This window comes from Burkholderia sp. BE17 (assembly GCF_009362305.1).
Lineage (GTDB): Bacteria > Pseudomonadota > Gammaproteobacteria > Burkholderiales > Burkholderiaceae > Burkholderia > Burkholderia pyrrocinia_C.
On record NZ_WHNU01000014.1, the window covers coordinates 1 to 24,920 of the forward strand.

Sequence of the window (24,920 nt, forward strand, 5' to 3'; positions counted from 1 at the left end):
GCCGCCAGCATCACGGCCTTCAGGCCCGAGCCGCACACCTTGTTGATCGTCATCCCCGGCACCGCCGACGGCAGCCCGGCCTTGATCAGCGACTGCCGCGCCGGGTTCTGCCCCGAGCCGGCCGTCAGCACCTGGCCCATGATCACTTCGCTGATCTGCTCGGGCTTCACGCCCGCACGCTCAAGCACCGCGCGGATCACCGTCGCGCCCAGCTCCGGCGCCGCAATCTTCGCAAGCGAGCCGCCGAATTTGCCGACCGCGGTCCGCGCGGCCGATACGATCACTACGTCCGTCATTTCCCTTTCCTCCAGGCCCGCACGACACGGCGCATCGTTACCGGCCCTGTTAAAAAAACTGCGGTGCATCGGACAGCGTGCGCCGCTGTCCGGTTTTCGTCAATCGCGCTGCAACACGTAGCGTCCCGGTGCCGGCTCGATCACCGGAAACTGCGCGGAACCGGGTTTGGCGGGCGGCGCCACCTTGCGGCCGCCGTACTGGTCGAGCCACTCGACCCAGGTCGTCCACCAGCTTCCGGGCTGCTCGGTCGCACCGGCAAACCAGTCGTCCGCGGATTCGGGCAGGTCGCTGTCGTTGACCCAGTAGCTGCGCTTCTTCTTCGCCGGCGGATTGATCACACCCGCGATGTGACCCGACGCGCCGAGCACGAACTTCAGCGGGCCCGACAGGATCGACGTCGATGCGTAGGCCGTCTGCCACGGCACGATGTGATCCTCGCGCGAACCATAGATGAAGGTCGGCACGTCGATCAGCGACAGGTCGACGGATTCGCCGCACACGGTCAGCGCGCCCGGCTCGCGTAGCTTGTTCTCAAGATAGGTATTGCGCAGGTACCACGCATACATCGGGCCCGGCAGGCTCGTCGAATCGCTGTTCCAGTACAGCAGGTCGAACGGCGCGGGCGTGCGGCCCTTCAGGTAGTTGTCGACGACGTAGTTCCACACGAGGTCGTTCGGCCGCAGGAACGAGAACGTGTTCGCGAACTCGACGCCGCGCATCAGCCCCGGTTGCGTGCCGTTCTTGCCGCCGATGGTCTGCTCGCGCATCTGCACGTGCGCCTCGTCGACGAACACGTCGAGGATGCCCGTGTCGGTGAAGTCGAGCATCGCGGTGAGCAGCGTCATCGACGCGGCCGGATGTTCGCCGCGCGCGGCGAGCACCGCCAGCGCGGTCGCGAGCATCGTGCCGCCGACACAGAAGCCGAGCGTGTTGATCTGTTCGCGGCCGCTGACCTGCTGCACGGCATCGATCGCCGCGAGCAGCCCTTCGTTCATGTAGTCGTCCCACGTCTTGTGCGCGACCGATGCATCCGCATTGCGCCACGACACGAGAAACACCTGATGGCCGTTCGACAGCGCGTGTGCGACGAGCGAATTCTCGGGCTGCAGGTCGAGGATGTAGAACTTGTTGATGCACGGCGGAACGATCAGCAGCGGCCGCTCGAACACCTTGTCCGTCTTCGGGGTGTACTGGATCAGCTGGATCAGGTCGTTCTCGTAGACGACCGCGCCTTCAGTACACCCGAGGTTCTTGCCGACCACGAACTGCGATTCGTCGGTCTGCGAAATCTTGCCGCGCTGCAGGTCGCCGAGCAGGTTCATCATCCCCTGCCGCAGGCTTTCGCCCTGCGTGTCGAGAATCGATTTCTGCGCGTCGGGATTGAGTGCGAGGAAGTTGCTCGGCGCGGCGGCGGCCGTCCATTGCTGGACCGTGAACCGGATGCGCTCGCGCGTTTTCGGATCGGTCTGAAGCGCGTCGGCCAGTTCCTGCAGGTAGCGCGCGTTGAGCAGATACCAGGCAGCCGCGAACGCATGCGCCGGCGACGCCTTCCACGCATCGCCGCTGAAGCGGCGGTCCTTCAGTTCGGGCGATTCGAGCTTCGCGGCGGCCGCCTGCTGCATCAGCGTCATGCAATCGCGCGCGTAGTCGGCCTGCAGCGTCTGCAGCCGTTCGGGCGGAATCGCCGCAACCGGCAGCTTCAGCCCCGCGAACGGCGACGCCATGCTGCCCAGATCGGGCATCGACGGCACCTGGAACGGAAACGAAGTCGGGAACTGGAATGTCGCGAACGGATTGACGGTGGCCGATGCGGTCGCGGCGCGCGCCGGATCCGCAAAACCGCGCCACGCACTCAACCACGACTCGAACATCTGCTGCATCGGCTGGGCGGCCGGATCGAAGCCGGTGCTGCCCGCGGAAGTGCCCGCCTGAGCGGACGTCGACGAATTTTTCGATGCTGTCATTACCTGCCTTACCGGTGATTCGTGAGCGTCTATCGTGAAATCCTGCTCGCGCGCGGCGTGCCGGCTGCGAGCCGGGCCGTCATGCTCTGGAGAGGCGTCTCCAGATTCTGCCGCAGTGCGGTATTTTTATCATTATCGTTTTCCCCATGTGAAGCGCCATGTCAAACCGCTGAACATTTCTGCGCAGAGATAATCCGTGTGCAACAGACGGGACAAGGGTTCCGGCGAAACATAAAACATTTTGGTCGACTTGACTTCGGGATTTTTCATTCGACTGCGCATGCAACGCCGCATTGCCGTCTAAATATCGAGATAACCGATTTCGCGACGCAACAAAACCATGCGCGCATGCGCATGCGTCAATCTGCCAGCCAGATCGCCGCCGCCATGCGGCCCGTCACACGGTCGCGCCGGTACGAATAGAAGCGCGCGCGCTCGGTGACCGTACAGGCGGTCCCGCCGCTCATGTGCGCCACCCCCGCACGCGCGAGACGCAGGCGTGCGAGCGCATAGAGATCGGCCAGAAACTTGCCGGGCGTGCCGTCGATCGCGACGAACGCACGACGGGTTTCATCATGCTCCGACTGCGGGGCCGTGTCGAGAAACGCGTCGCGCACGTCGGCGCCGACCTCGAACGCCTGCGGGCCGATCGCCGGCCCGAGGTACGCATGAAGCGTGTCCGTCGCGCCGCCCGCGAGCGCCGCGACGCGCGCCGCGGTCTGCTCGACGATGCCGGCCGCGAGCCCGCGCCAGCCCGCATGCGCGGCACCGACCGCGCGCCCCTGCGCGTCGCACAGCAGCACGGGCAGGCAGTCGGCCACCATCACGACGCAGACGGCGCCCGACCGGTCCGTGACGCTCGCGTCGGCCTGCACCGGCGCCGCAGCCGCGGGCGCCGCCGCGATCACCTCGTCCGCGCGCACGATCTGCGCGCCGTGAACCTGCTCGAGCCATGCCGCGCTCGACTGGCCCGCCAGCGCGAGCAAGCGCGCGCGATTCGCGGCGACATGGGCCGGATCGTCACCGGTATGCAGGCCGAGATTCATCCCGCCCGCCATCGCGGCACCGTCCTGCCAGCGCCCGTACGGGCCTTCGCTCACGCCGCCGTCGCGCGTCGTGATCAGCGCGCGCACGCGCGGCGCCACCTGCCAGTCGGGCTGCACGCAGTCCTGCCACGTCAACGGCGCCAGGTTCGTCATCGGCACTCACTCCTCCTCATCGTCCAGGTACGGCTCATCGTCGTGATACTCGCCGCCGAAATCGTCATCGTCGTAGACACCGTCATCGTCGTCGAATTCCTCGTCGCCCTGCCCGAAGCCGAGCGCCGCGACGAGTGCATTCATGTCGTCCGGCAGCGGGCAGCGCCACTGCATCGCCTTGCCGGTGACCGGATGCACGAGACCGAGCCGCCATGCGTGCAGCGCCTGTCGCGCGAACCCGTCCGGCAGCGGCGCGACCGAACGCTTGCCGCGCGCGCGTCCGTAGACGGGATCGCCGAGCAGCGGGTGCCCGGCGTGCGCGCAGTGCACGCGGATCTGGTGCGTGCGGCCGGTTTCGAGGTCGCACTGGATCGCCGAAACCGGCTGACGTTGCCACACGCATGTGTCAACCGTGCGGAAATGCGTGCGCGCGGGCTTGCCCGACGCGCCCGTGACGACGGCCATGCGCGTGCGCTCGCGCGGATCGCGGCCGATCGGCGCGTCGATCGTGCCTTCCTCGGGCATCGTGCCCCACACGAGCGCGAAATAGCGGCGCTTCACCGTGCGGGCCTGCAACTGGCGCACGAGGTCCGTCTGCGCGGCCAGCGTGCGCGCCACCACCATCAGGCCGGAGGTCTCCTTGTCGAGCCGGTGGACGATCCCCGCGCGCGGCAGGCCGGCCGCCGCGTCGCCGTAGCGATGCAGCAGGCCGTTCAGGATCGTGCCGCTCCAGTTGCCGGCCGCCGGGTGCACGACGAGGCCGGCCGGCTTGTTGATGACGACGAGCGCGTCGTCCTCGTAGATGACGTCGAGCGGCACGGGCTCCGGCGTGAACGCGAGCTGCTCGGGAAGCAGGTCGGGCACGAGCTCGATCTTCGCGCCGAGCGGCACCGGCTGGCGGATCTTCGCCGGCGCGCCGTCGACCAGCACGCGCTGCGCCTCGATCCAGCTCTGCAGGCGGCTGCGGGAGAATTCGGGGAACAGTTGGGCGAGCGCCTTGTCGAGGCGTTCGCCCGCGAGCGACAGCGGCACTTCGACGACGCGCGGCGCGTCATCGCCCGCCGCGGACGGCGTCACGGGCGGTTGCAATACGTCGCCGGTCAGATCGTCATCGAGGGAATCCCCCGAAGCAGCGTCGGCGGGCCGACCGCTTGGGCTATAATCTTCGCGATTTGGTGTGCCCGGCTGGGCATTCTGCGAACTTGAACGGGTCATTTAGACTGGGTCACCGAGACTTGAAGCTAGGACATGCGAGCATGATGAATTCGACCAAACGTACGGCCAGAACCGTCGCCGCCCGGGCTGCGGCGGTAGCGGCCGCGGCCCTCATCGCCGGCTGCCACGGCTTGCCGCAGAAGCAGGACGAGACGGCTACCTGGTCGAACAACAAATTATACTCAGAGGCCCAGGACGCACTGTCCGGCGGCGACTGGGGCAAGTGCGCGAAATATTTCGAATCGCTGCAAGGTCGCGATCCGTTCGGCCATTTCGCGCAACAGGCGCAGATCAACGTCGCGTACTGCAACTGGAAGGACAACGAAGCGGCAGCCGCCGACCAGGCCGTCGACCGCTTCATCCAGCTCCACCCCGATCATCCGGATATCCCGTACGCGTACTACCTGAAGGGGATGATCCACTTCAACGACGATCTGGGCCTGTTCGGCCGCTTCTCCGGCCAGGACATGAGCGAGCGCGATCCGCAGGCGCTGCGCGAATCGTACGATGCGTTCAAGGTCGTCGTCGACCGCTTCCCGAAGAGCAAGTACGCGCCCGACGCGGCCGCGCGGATGCGCTACATCGTCAACGCGCTCGCGTCGCACGAAGTGCACGCGGCCGACTACTACTACCGTCGTGGCGCGTATGTCGCGGCCATCAACCGCGCACAGCTCGCGATCAAGGACTACAAGGGCGCGCCGGCGATCGAAGATGCGCTGCACATCATGATCCTGTCGTACGGCAAGCTGAACCAGCCGCAACTCGCCGAGGACACGAAGCGCGTGCTCGCGGGCACGTTCCCCGACAGCCCGTACGTGACGGGCCATTCGCGCCCCGGTGCGAAGAAGTCGTGGTGGCAGTTCTAAAGCACTGCGCGACGCAACGCCAGTTGCACAAACAAAAAACCCGGCCATCGAGCCGGGTTTTTTGTTGGCGCCGCATTTCGGCGGCACCACAAGTGCGGTCGCCGCGCGCGCCGTCACATGCGTTTTTCCGAGCGGTGCTCGTCGAAGAAGTCCTGGACGACCGCGATCTCGCGGGTCCGCTTGAACGGCGGCAGGCTCTGCCAGATCCGGCGCCCGTAAGGCTTGTCGACGAGCCGCGTGTCGCAGATCATCAGCACGCCTCGATCCGTCTCCGCACGAATCAGCCGGCCCGCGCCCTGCTTCAGCGTGATCACGGCCTGCGGCAACTGATGCACGGCGAACGGGCTCAGGCCCTTCTTCGTCAGCGCGTCGAGCCGCGCGGCCAGCACCGGATCGTCCGGCGGCGCGAACGGCAGCTTGTCGATCACGACGAGTGACAGCGCGTCGCCGCGCACGTCGACGCCTTCCCAGAAACTCTGGCTGCCGACCAGGATCGCGTTGCCGTACGCGCGGAAGCGATCGAGCAACTCGGTGCGGCTCGCATCGCCCTGCACGAGCAGCGGCGTATTCCAGCCACGCGACTCGATCACGTCGCGCAGCTTCGACGCGATCCGGTCGACCGCGCGCAACGTCGTGCACAGCATGAACACGCCGCCGCCGGACGCCTCGATCGCCGGCAGCGCGGCATCGAAGACGGCATCGGTAAACGCGGGCGAAGACGGTTGAGGCAGGTTGCGCGGCACGTACAGCAGCCCCTGCGACTGGTAGTCGAACGGGCTCGCGAGCGTCATCGAACGACGCGAGCTGAGGCCCATCTGCGCCGCGTAGTGCGTGAAATCGCCGCGCACCGACAACGTGGCCGACGTAAACACCCATGCACGCGGCACGCCGGCGCGCTGCTTAGCAAAGATCGGCGCAACCGACAGCGGCGTCTCGTGCAACTGGACGGTATGCGCGAACACCTCGACCCAGCGCACCTTCTCGTTCGGATCGCCGTCGGACGCCGCCTTGTCACCGGCCGCTGCCTCATCGGCCTTCGCGGCCGCTTCCGCCGCGCCGGGCGCGACCCAGCCGGCCAGCAGGTCCTGCAATTCGCGTGCGCGCCGCAGGCATGCGCCGAGCGACTCCGCCCGTTCGGCCTGGCTCGCGAGCGCCGACGCAAGCGCATCGAGCGCCGCCTCGAGCGCGTCGAGCGCGCCGAACATCGGGTGGTCGTCGCCGAGCTGCGCGAGCGACATGCGGACGATCTGATCGTTCGCGAACGCGAGGCGCAAGTCGCGCGCCGCACGTTCGAGATCACCGCCGAGCTTCACCCACTCGACCGCGTCGCGCGCATGGCTCAGGCCTTCGGCCACCGTGTCGCGTGCGAGCTCGAGGATCTGCGTCGTCGACAGCGTCTCGCCGAAGAACAGCGTCGCCGTCTCCGGCAACTGGTGTGCTTCGTCGAAGATGATCGTGTTCGCGTTCGGCAGCAGCTCGGCCATCCCCGTGTCGCGCAGCATGATGTCCGCGAAGAACAGGTGGTGGTTGACGACGACGACGTCGGCCTGCTGTGCCTCGCGCCGCGCCTGCATCACGAAGCATTCCTTGTAGTGCGGGCACTCCTGGCCGAGGCAGTTGTCGCGCGTCGACGTGACCATCGACCACACGGGTGCCGTTTCCGGCACGCTCGCGAGTTCAGCCTTGTCGCCGCTCTTCGTGAGCTTCGCGAAGCGGACGATTTCCTGCAGGTAGGCCGTGTCCTGCCGCGACGGCAGGCGGCCGTTGTCGGCCGTGCGTTGCAGGTAGTAGTGGCACAGGTAGTTCGCACGGCCCTTGAGCATCGCGACCGTCACCGGCACCGCGAGCGCGTTGCGCACGGTCGGGATGTCGCGCTGGAACAACTGGTCCTGCAGGTGCTTCGTGCCGGTCGACACGATCACCTTGCCGCCCCACAGCATCGCGGGCACGAGATACGCATAGGTCTTGCCGGTACCCGTGCCGGCTTCGACGATCAGCGTGTTGTCGCCTGCGTCGCTGTCTGACTCGGTGGCCGCGGCATCGTCCGCCGCCGGCCCGGCCGTCTTGTCGCCGTCGCCGAGGCGGCGCGCCGGCCGCTTGCGAGTTTCGAAGATCTCGGGCTCGGGCATCCGGCGCGCGGACGCTTCCATCGCGGACGCGACTGCACGCGCCATCTCGATCTGCGACGTACGCGGCCGATAGCCGTCGAGCGCGCGCGCCAGCAACCCGCCTTCGCCGAAGATCGTGTCGAGTTCGTCGACACGCTTGCGGCTCAGCTCGAAGGTGCCTTCGGGCGCACGAACGCGCCCGGCGGACGATGTGTCTCGCCGGGCATCGGGGGTGGCTTCAAGCGGTGAATTCAAGGCAAGCGTTCCTGTGTCCAGCGCCCGAGCGGCGCCGGCGCTTGCCAGGCCGCGCTCAGGCGCGCTTATCCGGTTCCAGCTGCGATTGCAGCAAAATGATTTTGTCCTTGGCCGCCAGCTTTTCCTTCTTCAGCCGGTGCAGCGTGATGTCGTCGATGTCGGAGTGTCCTTCCTTCAGCTCGATCTCCCGAGCGAGCTGCTGGTGCTGCTCCTGCAATGCAGCCAAACGGTTGTGCAATTCCTGCTGCTGTTCCGTGAGACGGTTTTGCATGTTTGCCTCCTCATCGAAGCAGCGCGCCGACTGGCGTGCCGACGCGCACGAGACTGATCCGAATCAATCCAACACGTTACTGCCCCTGCTGTTGCTGCTGCTTGGCCTTGTCGGCCGCTTCCTGCTGGCGCCGCTCGACATCGGCCTTGTGCTGCACGGCTTCCTTCTGCTTCTGCTCGTAGCGCGCGGTGTTGTCCGCCCGCTCCTGCGCCTTCTGCGCCGCTTGCTGGTGCGCCTGGTCGAGCTTGCGCTGGAAGTCTGCCTGCTTCTGGTCGTATGCCTGCTTGCTCGCCGCGTGCTGCGGCCCTTCCGCGCCGCGCTGCGCCTGCTTCAGCGCATTCTGCTCCTGCTTATCGCGAAACGCAGCCGCGTTCGTCGCGTCGTTCGCCGCGCGCTGCGGCGCTTCCGCCGCGTTCTGCGCCTGCTTCAGCGCCTGTTGCTGGTCGCGCTGCTGCGCACGCACCGCACGCTGCTCGTCGTTCAGCGCGAGTTGCTCCTGGCGGATGCTCGCGCGCTCGTCGCGCATCTGGTCGCGTGCCTTGCCGAGACAGTGATTGACGAAGAACTTGCTGTAGCAATCGTGCTCGGCCACCGCATAACGATAATCGTTTTCCGCGGAGCGCTGATTGAGCACTTTTTGACGGGCATCGAAATCCGGTGCGGCTGTGGTCGTATCGGGCCCGGCTGCGACGGCGGGCGGCGCGGTTACGCCCGAAGCCTGCGCGAACGCGCCGGAAGGTCCGACGGACAAGGCCGCGGTGAGCGCTGCGCCGAGCGCGACGAGAGAAATGCGGGAAGTTGGCAACGTCGTAGGAAAGCTGCGGGACATGTGTCAAATTCTATCACCCCCGGCTGGACGCTCCGCCATTTATGGCAAAATGCCCCGCTTCACCCACCCGCGGCATCTGGCCCGTCGGGCCCGCCGTGCAGCCTGCCGCTCCGGCCTGCCGGCCCGCGCCGCGATTTCAGCAGGCAGATCATCCACGACATGACGGAAACCGTAGCACTCAAGATCGTACAGCGCATCGCCACCGAACTGTCCGTCCAGCCGCGCCAGGTCGCGGCGGCCGTGCAACTCCTCGACGAAGGCTCGACCGTTCCGTTCATTGCCCGGTACCGCAAGGAAGTGACCGGCAACCTGGACGACACGCAGTTGCGCCAGCTCGAGGAACGCCTCCTGTATCTGCGCGAGCTCGAGGATCGCCGCACGGCGATCCTGTCGAGCATCGACGAACAGGGCAAGCTGACCGACGAACTGCGTTCCGCGATCGATGCGGCCGACAGCAAGCAGGTGCTCGAAGACCTTTATCTGCCGTACAAGCCGAAGCGCCGCACGCGCGCGCAGATCGCCCGCGAAGCCGGACTCGAGCCGCTCGCGCAGGCGCTGCTCGCGAACCCGCTGCTCGACCCGCAGGCCGAGGCGGCCGCGTATGTCGACGCCGACAAGGGCGTTGCCGACGTGAAGGCCGCACTCGACGGCGCACGCGACATCCTGTCCGAACAGTTCGGCGAAACGGCCGAGCTGCTCGGCAAGCTGCGCGACTACCTGCACAACCAGGGCGTCGTGTCGTCGGCTGTCGTCGAGGGCAAGGAACACGAGGAAGGCGAGAAATTCCGCGACTATTACGACTACGCGGAAACGATCAAGACCGTGCCGTCGCACCGCGCGCTCGCGCTGTTCCGCGGCCGCAACGCAGGCGTGCTGACGGTCAAGCTCGGTCTCGGCGAAGAACTCGACGCGCAGGTGCCGCATCCCGGCGAGGCGATGATCGCGCGCCATTTCGGCATCGCGAACCAGAACCGCCCGGCCGACAAATGGCTGTCCGACGTATGCCGCTGGTGCTGGCGCGTGAAGGTGCAGCCGCATATCGAGAACGAGCTGCTCACGCAACTGCGTGAAACCGCCGAAACCGAAGCGATCCGCGTGTTCGCGCGCAACCTGAACGACCTGCTGCTCGCGGCGCCGGCCGGCCCGAAGGCCGTGATCGGTCTCGACCCCGGCCTGCGCACGGGCGTGAAGGTCGCGGTCGTCGACCGCACCGGCAAGGTACTCGCGACCGACACGATCTACCCGCACGAGCCGCGCCGCGACTGGGACGGCTCGATCGCGAAACTCGCGCGCATCGCCGCGCAGACGCAGGCCGAACTCATCAGCATCGGCAACGGCACCGCATCGCGCGAAACCGACAAGCTCGCGAGCGAACTGATCGCGAAGCACCCGGAATTGCGCCTGCAGAAGATCGTCGTGTCGGAAGCCGGCGCGTCGGTCTACTCGGCGTCCGAACTCGCGGCGAAGGAATTCCCCGAAATGGACGTGTCGCTGCGCGGCGCCGTGTCGATCGCACGCCGCCTGCAGGATCCGCTCGCGGAGCTGGTGAAGATCGAGCCGAAGGCAATCGGCGTCGGCCAGTACCAGCACGACGTGAACCAGCGCGAACTCGCCCGCTCGCTCGACGCGGTCGTCGAGGATTGCGTGAACGCGGTCGGCGTCGACGCGAACACCGCATCGGCCCCGCTGCTCGCGCGCGTGTCGGGCCTGAATGCGACGCTCGCGCGCAACATCGTCGACTACCGCGATGCGAACGGCCCGTTCCCGTCGCGCGAGCACCTGCGCAAAGTGCCGCGCCTCGGCGACAAGACGTTCGAACAGGCCGCCGGCTTCCTGCGCATCAATGGCGGCGAAAATCCGCTCGACCGCTCGTCGGTGCACCCGGAAGCCTATCCGGTCGTCGAACGGATGCTCGCGAAGATCAGCAAGCGCATCGACGACGTGCTCGGCAACCGTGAAGCGCTGTCGGGCCTGTCCCCCGCGGAGTTTGTTGACGAACGTTTCGGCCTGCCGACCGTGCGCGACATCCTGTCCGAACTGGAGAAGCCGGGCCGAGATCCGCGCCCGGAATTCAAGACGGCGACGTTCCGCGAAGGCGTCGAGAAGGTGTCGGATCTCGTGCCGGGCATGACGCTCGAAGGGGTCGTGACGAACGTCGCCGCGTTCGGCGCATTCGTGGATATCGGCGTCCATCAGGACGGCCTCGTCCACGTGTCCGCGATGTCGACGAAGTTCATCAAGGACCCGCACGAAGTCGTGAAGGCCGGCCAGGTCGTCAAGGTGAAGGTGCTCGACGTCGACGTGAAGCGTCAGCGCATTGCGCTAACGATGCGCCTCGACGACGATGCGGCCGCACCCGGCATGTCGTCGCGCGGCAGCCAGGATCGCGGCAACGCGGGACGCAGCGCAGCACGTCCGCCGCGTTCGCGCGAGCCGGAACCGGCCGGCGCGATGGCCGCGGCATTCGCGAAGCTGAAGCGCTGAGCACGCGAAAGCCGTCGACGCACGAAAGCCCGCCGCAAGGCGGGCTTTTTTATTGCTGCCGCGAACGCGCACGGCTCAACGCACGCAGGCGCCCCGGGCACGCAGCCGGTTACCGGACGGGATGGATTGGTTTGCGCGGAATACGCAGCGCGCTGCGGCTGCGTTCGCGCTTGCGTAGCGACCGCCGGCAGTGCGAAAGATCGCGGCAGGCCCCGGTGGGCGGCCGGCCCCGGCGGGCGGCAGACGCGGCGCGCGGCCGGAAGGCCCGCGCGCCGCGCCCGGTCAGATCTCGATCTTCGTGCCGAGCTCGACGACGCGGTTCGCAGGAATCGAGAAGAAGTCGGTCGGCTTCGCGGCATTCTGGTGCATCCACGCAAACACGCGCTCGCGCCAGATCGACATCCCAGGCAGATGCGTCGGCACGACCGTTTCGCGCGCGAGGAAGAACGACGTGTCCATCAACTCGAACGTCATGTCGTGCGTGCGGCCGAATTCCTCGAGCACGGCCTTCACGTCCGGCGTCTCGTTGAAGCCGTACTCGGCCTTCACGATGTACAGCCCGCCGCCCGCATCGCGTGAGCTCAGGCGCTTGTCGTCGCGCACGTAAGGAAAGTCGCGCGTGACGAACGTCAGGAAAATGGTCCGCTCGTGCAGCACCTTGTTGTGCTTCAGGTTGTGCAGCAGGCTGACGGGCACGAGCTTGTCGTTGCCGGTCAGGTAGATAGCGGTGCCCGACACGCGATGCGGCGGATGCGCGAGCAGCCCTTGCAGGAACGGCTCGAGCGGAATGCCGTCGGCCGCCGTGCGCTCCTTGACGATGTGGCGCCCCTTGTACCAGGTCATCAGCAGGAAGAACAGCAGCGCGCCGATGCCGAGCGGCAGCCAGCCGCCCTGCGCGACCTTCAGCAGGTTCGCGCCGAAAAAACCGAGATCGACCGCGAGGAACACGGCGATGATCGCGCCGACCAGCAGGCGGTTCCAGTTCCACACTTTCACCATCACGACGGCCGCGAGCACGGTCGTGATCACCATCGTCGCCGTCACCGCGATGCCGTACGCGGCCGCGAGGTTGTCGGAGCTCTTGAAGCCGACCACGATGCAGAGGATCACGAACAGCAGCAGCCAGTTCACGACCGGCACGTAGATCTGGCCGATCGCGAGTTCGGACGTATGCAGTACCTTCATGCGCGGCACGTAGCCGAGCTGGATCGCCTGCGACGTCAGCGAATACGCGCCCGAGATCACGGCCTGCGACGCGATCACGGTCGCGACCGTCGACAGCACGACGAGCGGCAGCAGCCCCCATTCGGGCGCCAGCAGGAAGAACGGGTTCTCGATCGCCTTCGGGTTCTGGATCAGCAGCGCGCCCTGGCCGAAGTAGTTCAGTACCAGCGACGGCATCACGAGCCCGTATGCAGCGAGGCGGATCGGCTTCGCGCCGAAGTGCCCCATGTCCGCGTAGAGCGCTTCCGCGCCGGTCAGCACCAGCACGACCGAGCCGAGCACGACATAGGCCTGCAGCACGTGCTCCGACATGAACGACGCGGCGTAATACGGGTTGATTGCCGCGATGATGCCCGGCACGCGCACGATGTGGTACACGCCGAGCGCGGCAATCACGACGAACCACAGCACCATGATCGGGCCGAACAGCTTGCCGACCAGCGCGGTGCCGTGGCGCTGGATCCAGAACAGCGCGATCAGGATCACGATCGTGATCGGCATCACGAGATGGGACAGGTGCGGCGTCGCGATCTCGAGACCTTCGACGGCCGACATCACCGAGATCGCCGGCGTGATCACCGCGTCTCCGTAGAACATGCACGCGCCGAATATCCCGAGCGCCATCAGCGCACCCGCGACGCGGGTTTTCGAGTCGAGCGGTCGCAGCGACAGCGCCATCAGCGCGAGTACGCCGCCTTCGCCGTTGTTGTCTGCCCGCATCACGAACAGCAGGTACTTGATCCCGACCACCAGGATGATTGCCCAGAACAGCAGCGAGATCACGCCGAGAATCGAGCTTTCGGTCAGCGGGATGCCGTGCGCGGGGCTGAACGCCTCCTTGAGCGAATACAGCGGGCTGGTGCCGATGTCGCCGAACACGACGCCGATGGCTGCTATCGCTAGCGCCCGCATCGAGTGTTGTTGCGTCGAGTGCGGCGCGTGTGCTGCGTCGGTCGCGTGGATCGTGTCGTTCATATGAAGCGTAATAATCGGGTCCGGGTCGGACAAAACGAGCGCTATTCTACTCGCGCCCCCGTGAAACGCCGCCCTGCTCTGTTGCCGTGAAACCACGTGATCCACGCTGCGCATGCAATCCGGCGCGAGCTGTGGCAGGGCTGCCATCATAGCCGGGGTGGCGCCGTCTGCCTACCGGTCAGGCCGCGCACACCGCACGATGCACGCGGCGTGCCAACGAAAAACGGCGCCGCAAGCGGCGCCGTACAAGGCTTTCCTTCGATCGGCCAACCGCTTAGGCGCCCGAACCGTCGCGCTGCGCGCGACCGCGCTTGATCCACGCCTCGAGATTGTGCGGACGAACCGTGTCCCACTCCTCGAACGGCTGATGAATCCACGGATTCGTCGGCAGATATTGCGTGTGATAGTCGGGCTTGACCTTCGAGCAACCCTTGTACCAGAGCACCGCCGAACGCACGGCCGTCACGGCCGGATAACGCTCCTTCAGGTGCTCCTGCACACGCGCGAGCGTGACGCCCGAATCGACGAGATCGTCGACCAGCAGCACGTTGCCCGCGAGGTTGCCGCGCGTCATCGTGATGTACTGCGCGATGTCGAGGTCGCCCTGCTCGGTGCCGGCCGCTTCCCGGTACGAACTCGTCGCGAGGATCGCGAGCGGCACGTCGTAGATGCGCGACAGTTGATCGCCGACGCGCAGGCCGCCGCGCGCGAGGCACAGGATCTGGTCGAACTTCCAGCCCGACGCGTGCACCTCGAGCGCGAGCAGCTCGATCAGACGGTGATACTCGTCCCAGCCTACCCACAGGTTCTTGTCGTCGTTGCGCGGATCGGTCATCAAGTCTGCCGCCGTCATCGTGATTTGCTGCGTCATCTGGGGTTACACCTTGAACGGATGGCGGAGCAGGATCGTTTCGTCGCGGTCCGGGCCCGTCGACACCATGTCGACCGGCACGCCAGCCACTTCCTGGACGCGGGTCAGGTAGGCCTGCGCGTTGGCCGGCAGCACTTCCCACGTCTTGATGCCCACCGTGCTTTCCTTCCAGCCGGCGAACGTTTCGTACACGGGCTCGCAACGGGCCACATCGGCCGCGCCGCGCGGCAGGATGTCCACATCCTTGCCGTCGATCTTGTAGCCGACGCACAGCTTGACCTCGTCGAGGCCGTCGAGCACGTCGAGCTTCGTCATGCACAGGCCCGACACGCCGTTGATCTGGATCGAGCGGCGCAGCGCGGCCGCATCGAGCCAGCCGGTGCGGCGCGGACGGCCGGTGACGGAACCGAATTCCTTGCCGACGTTCGCGAGCGTGACGCCGACCTGCTCCTGGCGCTGCGGGTTGTCCGCATCGTACAGCTCGCTCGGGAACGGGCCCGAACCGACGCGCGTGCAATACGCCTTCGTGATGCCGAGGATGTAGTTGAGCTTCTGCGGACCGACGCCCGCGCCGGCCGACGCCGCGCCCGCGACGCAGTTGCTCGACGTGACGAACGGATAGGTGCCGTGATCGATGTCGAGCAGCGTGCCTTGTGCGCCTTCGAACAGCAGGTTCTGGCCCGCGTTGTTCGCGTCGTACAGGCGGCGCGACACGTCGGCCACCATCGGCTTCAGGCGGTCGGCATAACCGAGCATCGTGTCGAGCGTGGCCTGGAAATCGACGGCCGCGCCACCCAGGTACTGGGTCAGCACGAAGTTGTGGAAATCGAGGTTCTCGCGCAGGCGGTCGGCGAAGGTCTTCGCGTCGAACAGGTCCTGCACGCGCAGCGCGCGGCGGCCGACCTTGTCTTCGTATGCGGGGCCGATGCCGCGGCCCGTCGTGCCGATCTTGCCCGCGCCCTTGCGCGCTTCGCGCGCCTGGTCGATCGCGATGTGGTACGGCAGGATCAGCGTTGCGGCTTCGGAAATGAACAGACGGTCGCGCACGTTCACGCCGGCTTCTTCGAGCTCGCCGATTTCCTTGAACAGTGCCTCGGGGGACAGGACGACGCCGTTGCCGATGTAGCAGGCGACGCCTTCACGCATGATGCCCGACGGAATGAGGCGCAAGATCGTTTTCTTGCCGCCGATGATGAGGGTGTGGCCGGCGTTGTGGCCGCCCTGGAAACGCACGACGCCCTGAGCGTGGTCCGTCAGCCAGTCGACGATCTTGCCCTTGCCTTCATCACCCCATTGAGTTCCCACGACGACGACATTGCGCCCGGGAGTCACGTTCACTGCGCTGGCAGACATGTTGATTCGTTAGCTGGTTAAAAACGTATTCTACCTATGTTCGCGGGCGATTCCGAATTTTTCCGTTTCGCTTCAACGATATGCACGCCGAAGCACGGCCCGCGAACGCCTGTTTATCGGGGTTCGACCACCCATGCGCCGTTGCGCTCGACGAGCGAACGGTCGCATGCGAATTCGTCGAGCACGTGGTCGTGGCCCGGCAGTGCCTGGATCACGACCTCACCCGCATCGCGCAGCGTCGCGACGGCTGCACTCAACGCGTCGTCCTGCGCCCACGGCGCGAGAATCGCCGTGCCGCGCGCCTCGACCGGCGAAATCCGCGCGAGCTCGCGCAGGTCGAGCGAAAAGCCCGTTGCCGGACGCGCACGGCCATACGCCTGGCCGACGTGGTCGTAGCGGCCGCCGCGCGCGATTGCATTCGGCACGCCGTCGATGTAGGCGCTGAACATCGCACCGCTGTGGTACGCGTAGCCGCGCAGGTCGGCGAGGTCGATCGCGACTTCGGCGCCCTTTGCCTGCGCGGCGAGCTGCGCCAGGTCGTCGAGCGCCCGCGTGATTTCGGGCAGCACCGGCAAGCGTGCGCGCGCCTCGGCGAGCACGCTCGCGTCGCCGTAAAGGTTCGGCAGCGCGCGCAGCGCCGCGCGCGTATCGGCGCCGAGATCGTCGGTAAGCTCGTTCAGCAGCGGCACGTCCTTGCCCGACAGCGCGTCGTACAGCGACTCGCCGCGCTCGGCGGCCTGCGCATCGCGCGCCAGCAGCGCCGCGAGCACGCCCGCGTGGCCGAGGTCGAGACGGATGCGCGACAGGCCCGCGAGATGCAGTGCGTCGAGCATCAGTTGCTGGATCTCGAGATCGGCTTCCAGCCCGGCATGCCCGTAGATTTCGGCACCGATCTGGATCTGCTCGCGCGTCGCATGCAGGCCGCGCGGACGCGTATGCATCACGTGGCCCGCATAGCAGAGGCGCGTCACGCCCTGACGGTTCAACAGGTGCGCGTCGATCCGCGCGACCTGCGGCGTGATGTCCGCGCGCAGGCCCAACGTGCGGCCCGACAGCTGGTCGACCAGCTTGAAGGTGCGCAGGCGCAGATCGGCGCCGCCGCTCGTCAGCAGCGACTCGAGATACTCGAGCAGCGGCGGCATCACCATTTCGTAGCCGTACGAACGGAAGCGGTCGAGCAGCCTGCGGCGCAGCTCCTCGATCTTGCGCGCTTCCGACGGCAGTACGTCGGCGATATTCTCGGGAAGTAACCATGTCGACATCGGTACGGTCCTACGACGGGAAACAGCGCGCGACACGCGCGCCGCGATGTGAATCGGAAATTCGAAATCGGGCGGAACGAACGGCGGATGCGCCGTCCGGATCAGGTCTCCGCTCAGGTTGCGAGCAGCAGCAGCACGAGCCCGAGCACCATCACGATCAGCCCGCCGATCCGGATATGATGCGGCGGCCGCTCAGCTATTCTACGAAACGTGTCGCGCCAGGCGACGGGAAACACGAAGGGAAACGCCCCCTCGATGATCAGCATCAGCGCTACTGCGAGCAACAACGAGCCAGCCAGGTCCATGCGAGCGACGGCGCCGCTCGACGCGGCGCCCCAAGGTCAGTGTTTGCGGGGAGCAGGAGCCGCCGGGGCGGCACCGCCCGTCGGGCTGCGCATGAAGCGGAAGAACTCGCTGTCGGGATCGACGACGATGATGTCGTTGCGCTTGAACGTATTCCGATAGGCCTGCAGGCTCGCGTAGAACTGATAGAACTGCGGATCGCGGCCGAACGCATCGGCGGCGATCGTCGCGGCCTTCGCGTCGCCCTCGCCCTTGATCGTCTGCGCGGATTTGTACGCGTTCGCGAGCACGGCCTGCTGTTCGCGTTCGGCGTCGGCCTTGATCTGCTCGACGTCGGCCGCGCCTTCTGCACGCACCTGCGCGGCCTGATCGCGCAGCGCGCCGATCATCCGCTGATAGACGGCATCCGTCTGCGCGGCTGGCAAGTCGACGCGCGTCAGCTGGACATCGACCACGTCGACGCCGAAACCGGACGCCTTCGCCTTCGCCGCATCGCGGGCCGCATCGGCGATCCCGCGCTGGCCGCCGAGGGCATCGTCGAGCGCACGCTTGCCGAACGCGTCGCCGAGCGCGCTCTTCAGCGCGCCGGCCAGGCGTTCGGTCGCGGCCGCCGGGTCGCCGCCCGTCGCCGTGAAATATTTCAGCGGATCGCTGATCCGGTACTTCACCGCATACGCGACGAGCAGGTCGTGCTTGTCTTCCGTTGCCAGTTGCAGCGGATCGGACGACTCGAGCGATTGCAGGCGCGTGTCGATCAGCGTGGCCGTCTGCAGTGGCGGCGGCAGCTTGAAATGGATGCCGGGGCCGGCGAGTTCGGGCTGCGCGCCGTCGCGGCCCGACAGCACGGCCGTATGGCGGGGATCGACGGTCAGGACCGTCGAAGACGCCGCGAAGGCAACGATCACGATTGCGACGACAAGCGCAATGATTCGGTTCATGTTCTGCGCTCCCCGTTACTTCAGATCGTCTTCACGCGACCGGCTGCGGAACGCTTCGCGCGATGATCGCAGCACGTCGGTGCCCGACGGCGCGGCGGCCGGTGCCGCGCTCGCGGGTACGGCTGCCGCCGGCGCGACGGCCGCCGGTGCCGACGCCGCATCGGGCGCGCTCGCGCCGGTGGATGTCGCGGCGTTTTGCCGCCCCTGCTCGACGAGCTTGTCGAGCGGCAGATACACGACGCTGTTGCCGCCCTTGTTGCCGACGAACACCTTCGTCGCGTTCGAATAGATTTCCTGCATCGTTTCGAGGTACATCCGCTCGCGGATCACCGCCGGCGCCTTCGAGTACTGCGCGTAGACCTGCTTGAAGCGATCGGCGTCGCCTTCGGCTTCCGTGACCACGCGACCGGAATACGCCTTCGCTTCGTCGACGAGCTTCGCAGCCTCGCCCTGCGCCTTCGGCAGCAGGTCGTTTGCATACGCCTGCGCGGCGCGCTTCGCGGCCTCGCGCTCATCGCGCGCCTTCGCGACTTCACCGTAGGCGGCCTGCGTCTGCTCGGGCGCCGCGACGCTCTGCATCGTGACGGCCGTTACCTCGAGCCCCGACTGGTAGCGGTCGAGATCGCGCTGGATCGCGCTGGAAAGCTGCTCGCGCAGCGCGTCGCGGTCCTGGTTCAGCACGTCGGCCGCGCTGCGCGTACCGACGATCGCACGCACCGCGGCCTGCGCGGCCTGCGACACGCTGCGCTCGGGATCCACACTGCGGAACAGGTAATCGGTTGCTGAACGGATCCGGTACTGGACGATGAAGCGCACGTCGACGATGTCGGCATCGCGCGTCAGCATCGCCGCTTCCTTCACGTTCGCGAGGCGCACGACGTTGTTGCGGCCGATCTCGATCGAGCGGACCTGCGACGTATCGACGATCTCGTGCGACGCGAACGGATACGGCGCACGCCAGTGCACGCCCTGGCCGACCGTGCCCGACAGCTTGCCGAGCTGCAGCACGACGCCCGTCTGGCCGTCCTGCACGACGAACAGCCCGCTGCCCGCATAAACCGCGACCAGCACGCCGATCACGATGCCAACCCCGACCCGCGCGGCGCGGCCGTTGTCAGGACGGAAGCCATTGCCGCCCTTGCCGCCGAAAAGCCCGCTCAGGCGCCGGTTGAAATTGCGCCACATCTCGTCGAGATCGGGCGGACCTTCACCGTCGCCGCTTTGCGGACGCTTCGATTCGTTCGCACGGGGACGGGATCCGTCTTTGCCATTGCCTTCGCCGCGTCCCCAGCGGGGATCGTTGATCGACAGCAAGGCGCGCATCCGCCGCCAGGTACTCCGCTCGTTGTATTCGTTCACCAGAGTTTGTTCACCAGATTAGGCGCCGGCTAACCGGCCGGGACCGGTTAGCGCCCGTGTTCGGAAATCGTGCGGTCTTCGTGTGGTTCAGCGGACGCGCCGTCGAGCGCGCCGTTGGGCAACATCGCACTGGAAAGGTGTTCCGCGGAGGCGATCTCGGCGATGGCGGCACGCAACGCGTCAAGACCCTGACCGGTGCGCGCGCTCAAAAAGACGCGCGAAATATTACCATACTCGTCCCGCTCGACCGCGTCGCCGCGGGCCGCCAGCTCGGGCACGGCGTCGATCTTGTTGAACACCAGCACCTGCCGGATCGTGTCCGCGCCGATCTCGTGCAGCACACCGTTGACCTGCTCGATCTGCTCGAGCCTGACCGCGCTCGATGCATCGACCACGTGCAGCAGCAGATCCGCGTGGATCGTTTCCTCGAGGGTCGCGCGAAACGCCGCGACGAGCTGGTGAGGCAGCTCGCGGATGAACCCTACCGTATCCGACACGACGATCTGGCCGACCTCGTCGCCGAGGTACACGCGCCGCGACGTCGTATCGAGCGTGGCGAAAAGCTGGTCGGCCGCGTAGGCCTGCGCTTTCGTCAGCGCATTGAACAGCGTCGACTTGCCCGCGTTCGTATAGCCGACGAGCGACACCGACATCGTGCCGCTGCGCGCGCGCTGCCGGCGTTGCGTGCTGTGTTGCCGGCGCAGCCGGTCGAGCCGCGACTTCAGCATCTTGATGCGCTCGCCGATCAGCCGGCGGTCGGTTTCGAGCTGGGTTTCGCCGGGGCCGCGCAGGCCGATACCACCCTTTTGCCGCTCGAGGTGGGTCCATGCGCGAATGAGCCGCGTCGACAGGTATTGAAGCTGCGCGAGTTCGACCTGCAGCTTGCCTTCGTGGCTGCGGGCGCGCTGCGCAAAGATGTCGAGGATAAGGCTCGTGCGATCGACGACCCGCCTGTTAAGCGCCCGCTCCAGATTGCGTTGCTGGGCCGGTGCCAGTGCGTGATTGAAGATGACGATTTCGACGTTGTGCGCGTCGCAGGCAAGCCGCAATTCTTCGGCTTTGCCGCTGCCGATGAACATCGCGGCATCGGGACTGGAGCGACGACCCGTGAGGGTGACGGCGGGACGGGCCCCCGCGCTGGAGGCGAGAAGACTGAGTTCTTCGAGACTGGCTTCGAAATCGGTCTTGCCGAAGTCGATGCCGACGAGCGCTGCGTTGATCAAATTATCGGGTGTCAAGATAAGGCGGCTGGCATCGGTCGCTCGCGGCGACCGGATGCCGGCCGCTGCGATAGGTTAGGACGAAGCTTCAGCGTCCGGGTGGAAATTCACCGGGCGCGCCGGCACGACCGTCGAGATGGCGTGCTTGTAGACCATCTGGGTCACCGTATTACGGAGCAACACGACGTACTGGTCGAACGATTCAATGTTCCCTTGGAGCTTGATGCCGTTGACGAGGTAGATCGAAACGGGAACGTGCTCTTTGCGCAGTGCGTTCAAAAACGGGTCTTGTAACAATTGCCCTTTGTTGCTCATGGCGTACTCCATCTTTTTTTGCAGGTTGATCTGGATTGGCGGCGAAGAAAAAGAGATCCGGCGCCAATCGCTACACTATAGCCGATTTTGCCTGTCCGGCCCGGGGCGTAGGCCTTGCGGCCTATCCCTTGCGGGACGCGTGTAACAGGCGTGCTTCAGCCCTTGTCCGCGTACGGATTGTTCGACGAACGGAACTCTATGCGCAATGGAGTCCCGGTCAGCGAGAAAGTTTCGCGGAACCGGTTTTCCAGGTAGCGCTTGTACGTTTCCGTCACGGCGTCGAGCGCGTTGCCGTGGATCACGATGATCGGCGGATTCTGGCCGCCCTGGTGCGCGTAGCGCAGCTTCGGACGCACCGGGCCGCGACGGCGCGGCTGCTGGAACTCGACGGCCTCGATCAGCGCGCGCGTGAGCTTCGGCGTCGGCAGCTTCGCCATCGCCGCCGCATACGCGTCGTCGACCGAGCGCATCAACGTGCCGATGCCCGTCTTCTTCGCGGCCGAAATGAAGTGCGATTTCGCGAAGTCGAGGAATTTCAGCTTGCGGGTCAAATCCGCTTTCGCACGATCGCGTGCGTGGTCGTCGAGCCCGTCCCACTTGTTGACGCCGATCACGAGCGCGCGGCCCTGCTCGACGACGAAGCCGGCGATGTGCGCGTCCTGGTCGGAAATGTCCTGCTGCGCATCCAGCAAAAGAATGACGACGTTCGCGTCGGAGATCGACTGCAGCGTCTTCACGACCGAGAACTTCTCGATCGCTTCGAACACCTTGCCGCGGCGCCGCAGGCCGGCCGTGTCGATCAGCGTGTATTTCTTGCCGTTACGCTCGAAGTCGACGTAGATCGAATCGCGCGTCGTGCCCGGCATGTCGAACGCGATCACGCGGTCCTCGCCGATCAGCGCGTTCACGAGCGTCGACTTGCCGACGTTCGGCCGGCCGACGATCGCGATCTTGATGCCGCGCGACGGGTCGTTCTCGTCTTCCTCTTCGGGCTGGTCCCTGTATGCGACTTCCAGCGCCTCGTTGATCATGTCGGTCACGCCGTCGCCGTGCGCAGCCGAGATCGCGCGCGGATCGCCGAGCCCGAGTTCGTAGAAGTCGGTCGCGACCGCCGTGTACTTCATCCCCTCGGCCTTGTTGACGACGAGGAAGATCGGCCGGCCGGTCTTGCGCAGGTAGTCGGCGATCGACTTGTCCTGCGGCGCGAGCCCGTTGCGGCCGTCGACGATGAACACGACGACGTCGGCCTCTTCAACCGCCTGCCGCGTCTGGCGCGCCATCTCGTGCAGGATGCCGTCCTTCGCGACGGGTTCGAAGCCGCCCGTATCGACGACCAGGTACGGCCGCTCGCCGACGCGCCCTTCGCCGTAATGGCGATCGCGCGTCAGGCCCGGCAAGTCGGCGACCAGCGCATCGCGCGAGCGCGTGAGCCGGTTGAACAGCGTGGATTTCCCCACATTGGGGCGCCCAACAAGGGCAATGACCGGTTTCATCTGTGTTTTCTACGGTGAAGCGCAGCAGCGGGAGGCCCGCTGCTGCGGGCGGCTGCGCTGAATGAAAATATCACGAATTCGCGCCGCGCCGGATGCGCGCGCCGGGCGCGCGTCGTGCGCGCCGTCGTCTTTCGTCTCGAACTGCCTTTCAAATACCGAGCGGCCGGGAACACCGGCCGCCTTCATGTCGCGCGGCCCGGGCGCGCGGGACGAGCCCGCCGCACCTTGGCTGCGCGTGTTTCCTGCGCGTCAGCGCGGACGGAACCCGTACAGGCCGCCGTCCTTCGTCTGCACGACGAGCGTATTGCCCGCGAGGACCGGTGCTGCCGTAATCGCGCTGCCGTCTGTCTTCATCCGCGCGATGAAGCTGCCGTCTTCGCGCGACAGGAAGTGCACGAAGCCCTGGTAGTCGCCCATCACGACCGCACGCCCGAGCAGGTAAGGCACGCCGACGTCGCGGCTCTTCAGCTTGTCGTTGCGCCAGAGCTGGTTGCCAGAGGCCGCGTCGTACGCCGTCACGACCGACCAGTCGTCGCCGCCGGCGACCACCGAATCGTCCTGTGCGAGGCCGCTGCGGCTCGAGAACGCCTTTTCCCACAGCGGGCGGCCCGAGTTCGCATCGAAGCAGCCGAGCTGACCCTGGAACGTCACCGCGCAGGCTTCCGCGCCCACGAGCGTCGGCGGTCCGCTGACGTCGTTGATGCGCTCGACCTCGGTCACGCCCTTCGGGAACGACACCGGAGTCTGCCAGAACGGCTCGCCCGTCTGCAGGTTGATCGCGACGAGACCGCCGCCCGGGAAGCCCGCCAGCACCGCCGCGTCGCCCGCGAACGTCATGCCGGCCGACACGCGCAGGTTCAGCGGCACCGCGCGGTTGCGGTAGTTCCACTTCTGCTCGCCCGTCTGCGCGTTGAATGCGATCACCTGGCCGTCGATCGTGCGGACGACCACGAGGCCGTTGCCGACGAGCGGCGGCGAGAAGATCTCGCCCTGCACGCTGGTCTTCCACAGTTGCTTGCCGTCCGGGCCCAGCACGAACACGCCGCCCTTCAGCGCACCGACGGCGGTCAGGTTGCCGTCGCTGCCGACACCGGCCGACAGGTCCGAGCCGACCTTCGAGCGCCAGATCGACTGGCCCGTCTTCGCGTCGATCTTCTCGACCGAACCGTTTTCACCCGCCGCATAGACGGCGTCGCCCACGGCCACCGGCGAGAACAGATAGCGTCCGCCCTTGCCGACGCTTGCCTTCCAGACCTGTTGCACGTCCATCACGGGCTTGAACTCGGTGAGCGGCGTCGGCACGCGGCGCGCATCCTTCGACGACGAGCAGGCCGCCAATGCCAGGACAGCCGCCGCGCAGGCAACGGGCACAGCGTAACGTTTCAGCAAATTCATCGGTTAGCGAAGCAGAGTTAAGAGGTTGAGGGGACCGGGGTTCAGCCGCCGAGCGCGTCCAGCTTGAACTGCACGAGCTGGCGCGCAGACTGGTCGTCCTTCGACAGGCCGTCGAGCGCGAGCTTGTATGCGGCGCGCGCATCGTCGGTCTTGCCTTGCGCGGCAAGCAGGTCGCCGCGGCGATCGGCCACGAGGCCCTTGAATGCATCGAGCGGCGTGCCCGACAGCAGCGCGAGGCCCGCGTCGTACGCCTTCTCGTCGAGCAGCAGCGACGCGAGACGCAGCTTCGCGATCTGCTTGTACTCGTCATCCTTGGCGTGATCGACGGCCCATTGCAGTTGCGTCTTCGCACCTGCGGAGTCGCCGGCCGCGTACAGCACCTTCGCGGCCGCGAGCGCCGTCATCTGTGCATACGGCGTGCTGCCGAACTTGTCTTCCATGTCGGCGGCCGCGCGAGCCATCGTCGCCTTGTCGTTCGCGGCAGCGGCCTTCTGGACCTGCTCGTACAGCCCGGACGCCTCGGCAGCCTGACGGCGCTGCCAGTAGTTCCAGCCGTTGAAACCGGCCGCGACGACGAGCGCCGCGAGCACGATCCACGTGGTCAGGTTGCCCCAGCGGGCCCACCACGCCTTGACACTTTCAATCGATTCTTGTTCGTCGTGATAACTCATCGGCGAGCGATTCCTTCCTGTTCAGGCCTTTCTTGTCGAGCGGATGCCAGCGC

Annotated in this window: 20 protein-coding genes and 1 pseudogene; 2 read left to right on the plus strand and 19 right to left on the minus strand. The window is 66.5% G+C overall.

Going from position 1 to position 24,920, the window contains the following annotated elements:
• The 4 genes and pseudogenes from GD429_RS13890 to GD429_RS13905 all read right to left on the minus strand — a co-directional run.
• A pseudogene (locus GD429_RS13890) lies at positions 1–296 on the minus strand (acetyl-CoA C-acetyltransferase); the annotation flags it as partial.
• 99 nt (positions 297–395) lie between these two features.
• Positions 396–2,261 carry a class I poly(R)-hydroxyalkanoic acid synthase gene (phaC, locus tag GD429_RS13895; protein WP_152857449.1) on the minus strand — a complete coding sequence of 622 codons (1,866 nt, stop codon included), beginning with the start codon at positions 2,259–2,261 and terminating at the stop codon, positions 396–398.
• A 359-nt stretch (positions 2,262–2,620) separates the two neighbouring features.
• Positions 2,621–3,460, minus strand: coding sequence for a peptidoglycan editing factor PgeF (pgeF, locus tag GD429_RS13900; RefSeq protein ID WP_152857450.1), 840 nt, complete (start codon positions 3,458–3,460; stop codon positions 2,621–2,623).
• Between the two features lie 6 nt (positions 3,461–3,466).
• The gene (locus GD429_RS13905) at positions 3,467–4,675 is read right to left on the minus strand and encodes an RluA family pseudouridine synthase (RefSeq protein ID WP_152857451.1); all 1,209 of its coding nucleotides are present in this window, start codon (positions 4,673–4,675) and stop codon (positions 3,467–3,469) included.
• Positions 4,676–4,716: 41 nt separating this feature from the next.
• Here GD429_RS13905 and GD429_RS13910 point away from each other — a divergent pair, with 41 nt between their 5' ends.
• Positions 4,717–5,541, plus strand: coding sequence for an outer membrane protein assembly factor BamD (locus tag GD429_RS13910; protein ID WP_021163132.1), 825 nt, complete (start codon positions 4,717–4,719; stop codon positions 5,539–5,541).
• 113 nt (positions 5,542–5,654) lie between these two features.
• Here the strand turns inward: GD429_RS13910 and GD429_RS13915 are convergent, their stop codons facing one another.
• From GD429_RS13915 to GD429_RS13925, 3 genes are all read right to left on the minus strand, one after another.
• Positions 5,655–7,904, minus strand: a complete 2,250-nt coding sequence (locus tag GD429_RS13915; protein WP_152857452.1) for an ATP-dependent DNA helicase — start codon at positions 7,902–7,904, stop codon at positions 5,655–5,657.
• 55 nt (positions 7,905–7,959) lie between these two features.
• Positions 7,960–8,175, minus strand: a complete 216-nt coding sequence (locus tag GD429_RS13920; protein ID WP_034181296.1) for a YdcH family protein — start codon at positions 8,173–8,175, stop codon at positions 7,960–7,962.
• Between the two features lie 76 nt (positions 8,176–8,251).
• Entirely contained in the window at positions 8,252–9,004 is a 753-nt protein-coding gene (locus tag GD429_RS13925) for a hypothetical protein (RefSeq protein ID WP_152857453.1), read from the minus strand.
• Positions 9,005–9,163: 159 nt separating this feature from the next.
• On the opposite strand from GD429_RS13925, the gene GD429_RS13930 reads away from it, so the two are divergent.
• Positions 9,164–11,488, plus strand: coding sequence for a Tex family protein (locus GD429_RS13930; protein WP_152857454.1), 2,325 nt, complete (start codon positions 9,164–9,166; stop codon positions 11,486–11,488).
• 282 nt (positions 11,489–11,770) lie between these two features.
• Here the strand turns inward: GD429_RS13930 and GD429_RS13935 are convergent, their stop codons facing one another.
• The 12 genes from GD429_RS13935 to GD429_RS13995 form a co-directional block, all read right to left on the minus strand.
• Positions 11,771–13,687: a potassium transporter Kup gene (locus GD429_RS13935; protein ID WP_152857455.1), complete on the minus strand. Its 1,917-nt coding sequence runs from the start codon at positions 13,685–13,687 to the stop codon at positions 11,771–11,773.
• A gap of 274 nt (positions 13,688–13,961) precedes the next feature.
• Positions 13,962–14,558: a phosphoribosyltransferase gene (locus GD429_RS13945; protein WP_034181292.1), complete on the minus strand. Its 597-nt coding sequence runs from the start codon at positions 14,556–14,558 to the stop codon at positions 13,962–13,964.
• A 6-nt stretch (positions 14,559–14,564) separates the two neighbouring features.
• Positions 14,565–15,911, minus strand: a complete 1,347-nt coding sequence (locus tag GD429_RS13950; protein ID WP_152857456.1) for an adenylosuccinate synthase — start codon at positions 15,909–15,911, stop codon at positions 14,565–14,567.
• Positions 15,912–16,024: 113 nt separating this feature from the next.
• The gene (locus tag GD429_RS13955; RefSeq protein ID WP_152857457.1) at positions 16,025–17,173 is read right to left on the minus strand and encodes an ATP phosphoribosyltransferase regulatory subunit; all 1,149 of its coding nucleotides are present in this window, start codon (positions 17,171–17,173) and stop codon (positions 16,025–16,027) included.
• 113 nt (positions 17,174–17,286) lie between these two features.
• On the minus strand, positions 17,287–17,478 hold the full coding sequence (locus tag GD429_RS13960) for a DUF2065 domain-containing protein (RefSeq protein ID WP_006478685.1): 192 nt from the start codon (positions 17,476–17,478) through the stop codon (positions 17,287–17,289).
• Positions 17,479–17,514: 36 nt separating this feature from the next.
• Positions 17,515–18,414, minus strand: coding sequence for a protease modulator HflC (hflC, locus tag GD429_RS13965; protein ID WP_152857458.1), 900 nt, complete (start codon positions 18,412–18,414; stop codon positions 17,515–17,517).
• A 15-nt stretch (positions 18,415–18,429) separates the two neighbouring features.
• Complete coding sequence (hflK, locus tag GD429_RS13970; protein WP_321574598.1) at positions 18,430–19,773, minus strand: FtsH protease activity modulator HflK; 1,344 nt, start codon at positions 19,771–19,773, stop codon at positions 18,430–18,432.
• Positions 19,774–19,820: 47 nt separating this feature from the next.
• A complete protein-coding gene (gene hflX, locus GD429_RS13975) occupies positions 19,821–20,996 on the minus strand; it encodes a GTPase HflX (RefSeq protein ID WP_174419041.1) in 1,176 nt (391 codons plus the stop codon).
• Between the two features lie 72 nt (positions 20,997–21,068).
• Positions 21,069–21,308 (minus strand): RNA chaperone Hfq, encoded by a 240-nt coding sequence (gene hfq, locus GD429_RS13980; RefSeq protein ID WP_006399927.1) that lies wholly within the window; start codon positions 21,306–21,308, stop codon positions 21,069–21,071.
• 155 nt (positions 21,309–21,463) lie between these two features.
• Positions 21,464–22,801 (minus strand): ribosome biogenesis GTPase Der, encoded by a 1,338-nt coding sequence (der, locus tag GD429_RS13985; RefSeq protein WP_072437233.1) that lies wholly within the window; start codon positions 22,799–22,801, stop codon positions 21,464–21,466.
• A gap of 249 nt (positions 22,802–23,050) precedes the next feature.
• Positions 23,051–24,196: an outer membrane protein assembly factor BamB gene (gene bamB, locus GD429_RS13990; protein WP_152857460.1), complete on the minus strand. Its 1,146-nt coding sequence runs from the start codon at positions 24,194–24,196 to the stop codon at positions 23,051–23,053.
• A gap of 41 nt (positions 24,197–24,237) precedes the next feature.
• Positions 24,238–24,867 (minus strand): tetratricopeptide repeat protein, encoded by a 630-nt coding sequence (locus GD429_RS13995; RefSeq protein ID WP_152857461.1) that lies wholly within the window; start codon positions 24,865–24,867, stop codon positions 24,238–24,240.
• Between the last annotated feature and the right edge of the window lie 53 nt (positions 24,868–24,920).

Coding starts and splice junctions, on each gene's coding strand:
- phaC (WP_152857449.1), bottom strand. CDS start 2,261: ATGACAGCATCGAAAAATTCGTCGACGTCCGCTCAGGCGGGCACTTCC.
- pgeF (WP_152857450.1), bottom strand. CDS start 3,460: ATGACGAACCTGGCGCCGTTGACGTGGCAGGACTGCGTGCAGCCCGAC.
- GD429_RS13905 (WP_152857451.1), bottom strand. CDS start 4,675: ATGACCCGTTCAAGTTCGCAGAATGCCCAGCCGGGCACACCAAATCGC.
- GD429_RS13910 (WP_021163132.1), top strand. CDS start 4,717: ATGATGAATTCGACCAAACGTACGGCCAGAACCGTCGCCGCCCGGGCT.
- GD429_RS13920 (WP_034181296.1), bottom strand. CDS start 8,175: ATGCAAAACCGTCTCACGGAACAGCAGCAGGAATTGCACAACCGTTTG.
- GD429_RS13925 (WP_152857453.1), bottom strand. CDS start 9,004: ATGTCCCGCAGCTTTCCTACGACGTTGCCAACTTCCCGCATTTCTCTC.
- GD429_RS13930 (WP_152857454.1), top strand. CDS start 9,164: ATGACGGAAACCGTAGCACTCAAGATCGTACAGCGCATCGCCACCGAA.
- GD429_RS13935 (WP_152857455.1), bottom strand. CDS start 13,687: ATGAACGACACGATCCACGCGACCGACGCAGCACACGCGCCGCACTCG.
- GD429_RS13945 (WP_034181292.1), bottom strand. CDS start 14,558: ATGACGCAGCAAATCACGATGACGGCGGCAGACTTGATGACCGATCCG.
- GD429_RS13950 (WP_152857456.1), bottom strand. CDS start 15,911: ATGTCTGCCAGCGCAGTGAACGTGACTCCCGGGCGCAATGTCGTCGTC.
- GD429_RS13955 (WP_152857457.1), bottom strand. CDS start 17,173: ATGTCGACATGGTTACTTCCCGAGAATATCGCCGACGTACTGCCGTCG.
- GD429_RS13960 (WP_006478685.1), bottom strand. CDS start 17,478: ATGGACCTGGCTGGCTCGTTGTTGCTCGCAGTAGCGCTGATGCTGATC.
- hflC (WP_152857458.1), bottom strand. CDS start 18,414: ATGAACCGAATCATTGCGCTTGTCGTCGCAATCGTGATCGTTGCCTTC.
- hfq (WP_006399927.1), bottom strand. CDS start 21,308: ATGAGCAACAAAGGGCAATTGTTACAAGACCCGTTTTTGAACGCACTG.
- der (WP_072437233.1), bottom strand. CDS start 22,801: ATGAAACCGGTCATTGCCCTTGTTGGGCGCCCCAATGTGGGGAAATCC.
- bamB (WP_152857460.1), bottom strand. CDS start 24,196: ATGAATTTGCTGAAACGTTACGCTGTGCCCGTTGCCTGCGCGGCGGCT.
- GD429_RS13995 (WP_152857461.1), bottom strand. CDS start 24,867: ATGAGTTATCACGACGAACAAGAATCGATTGAAAGTGTCAAGGCGTGG.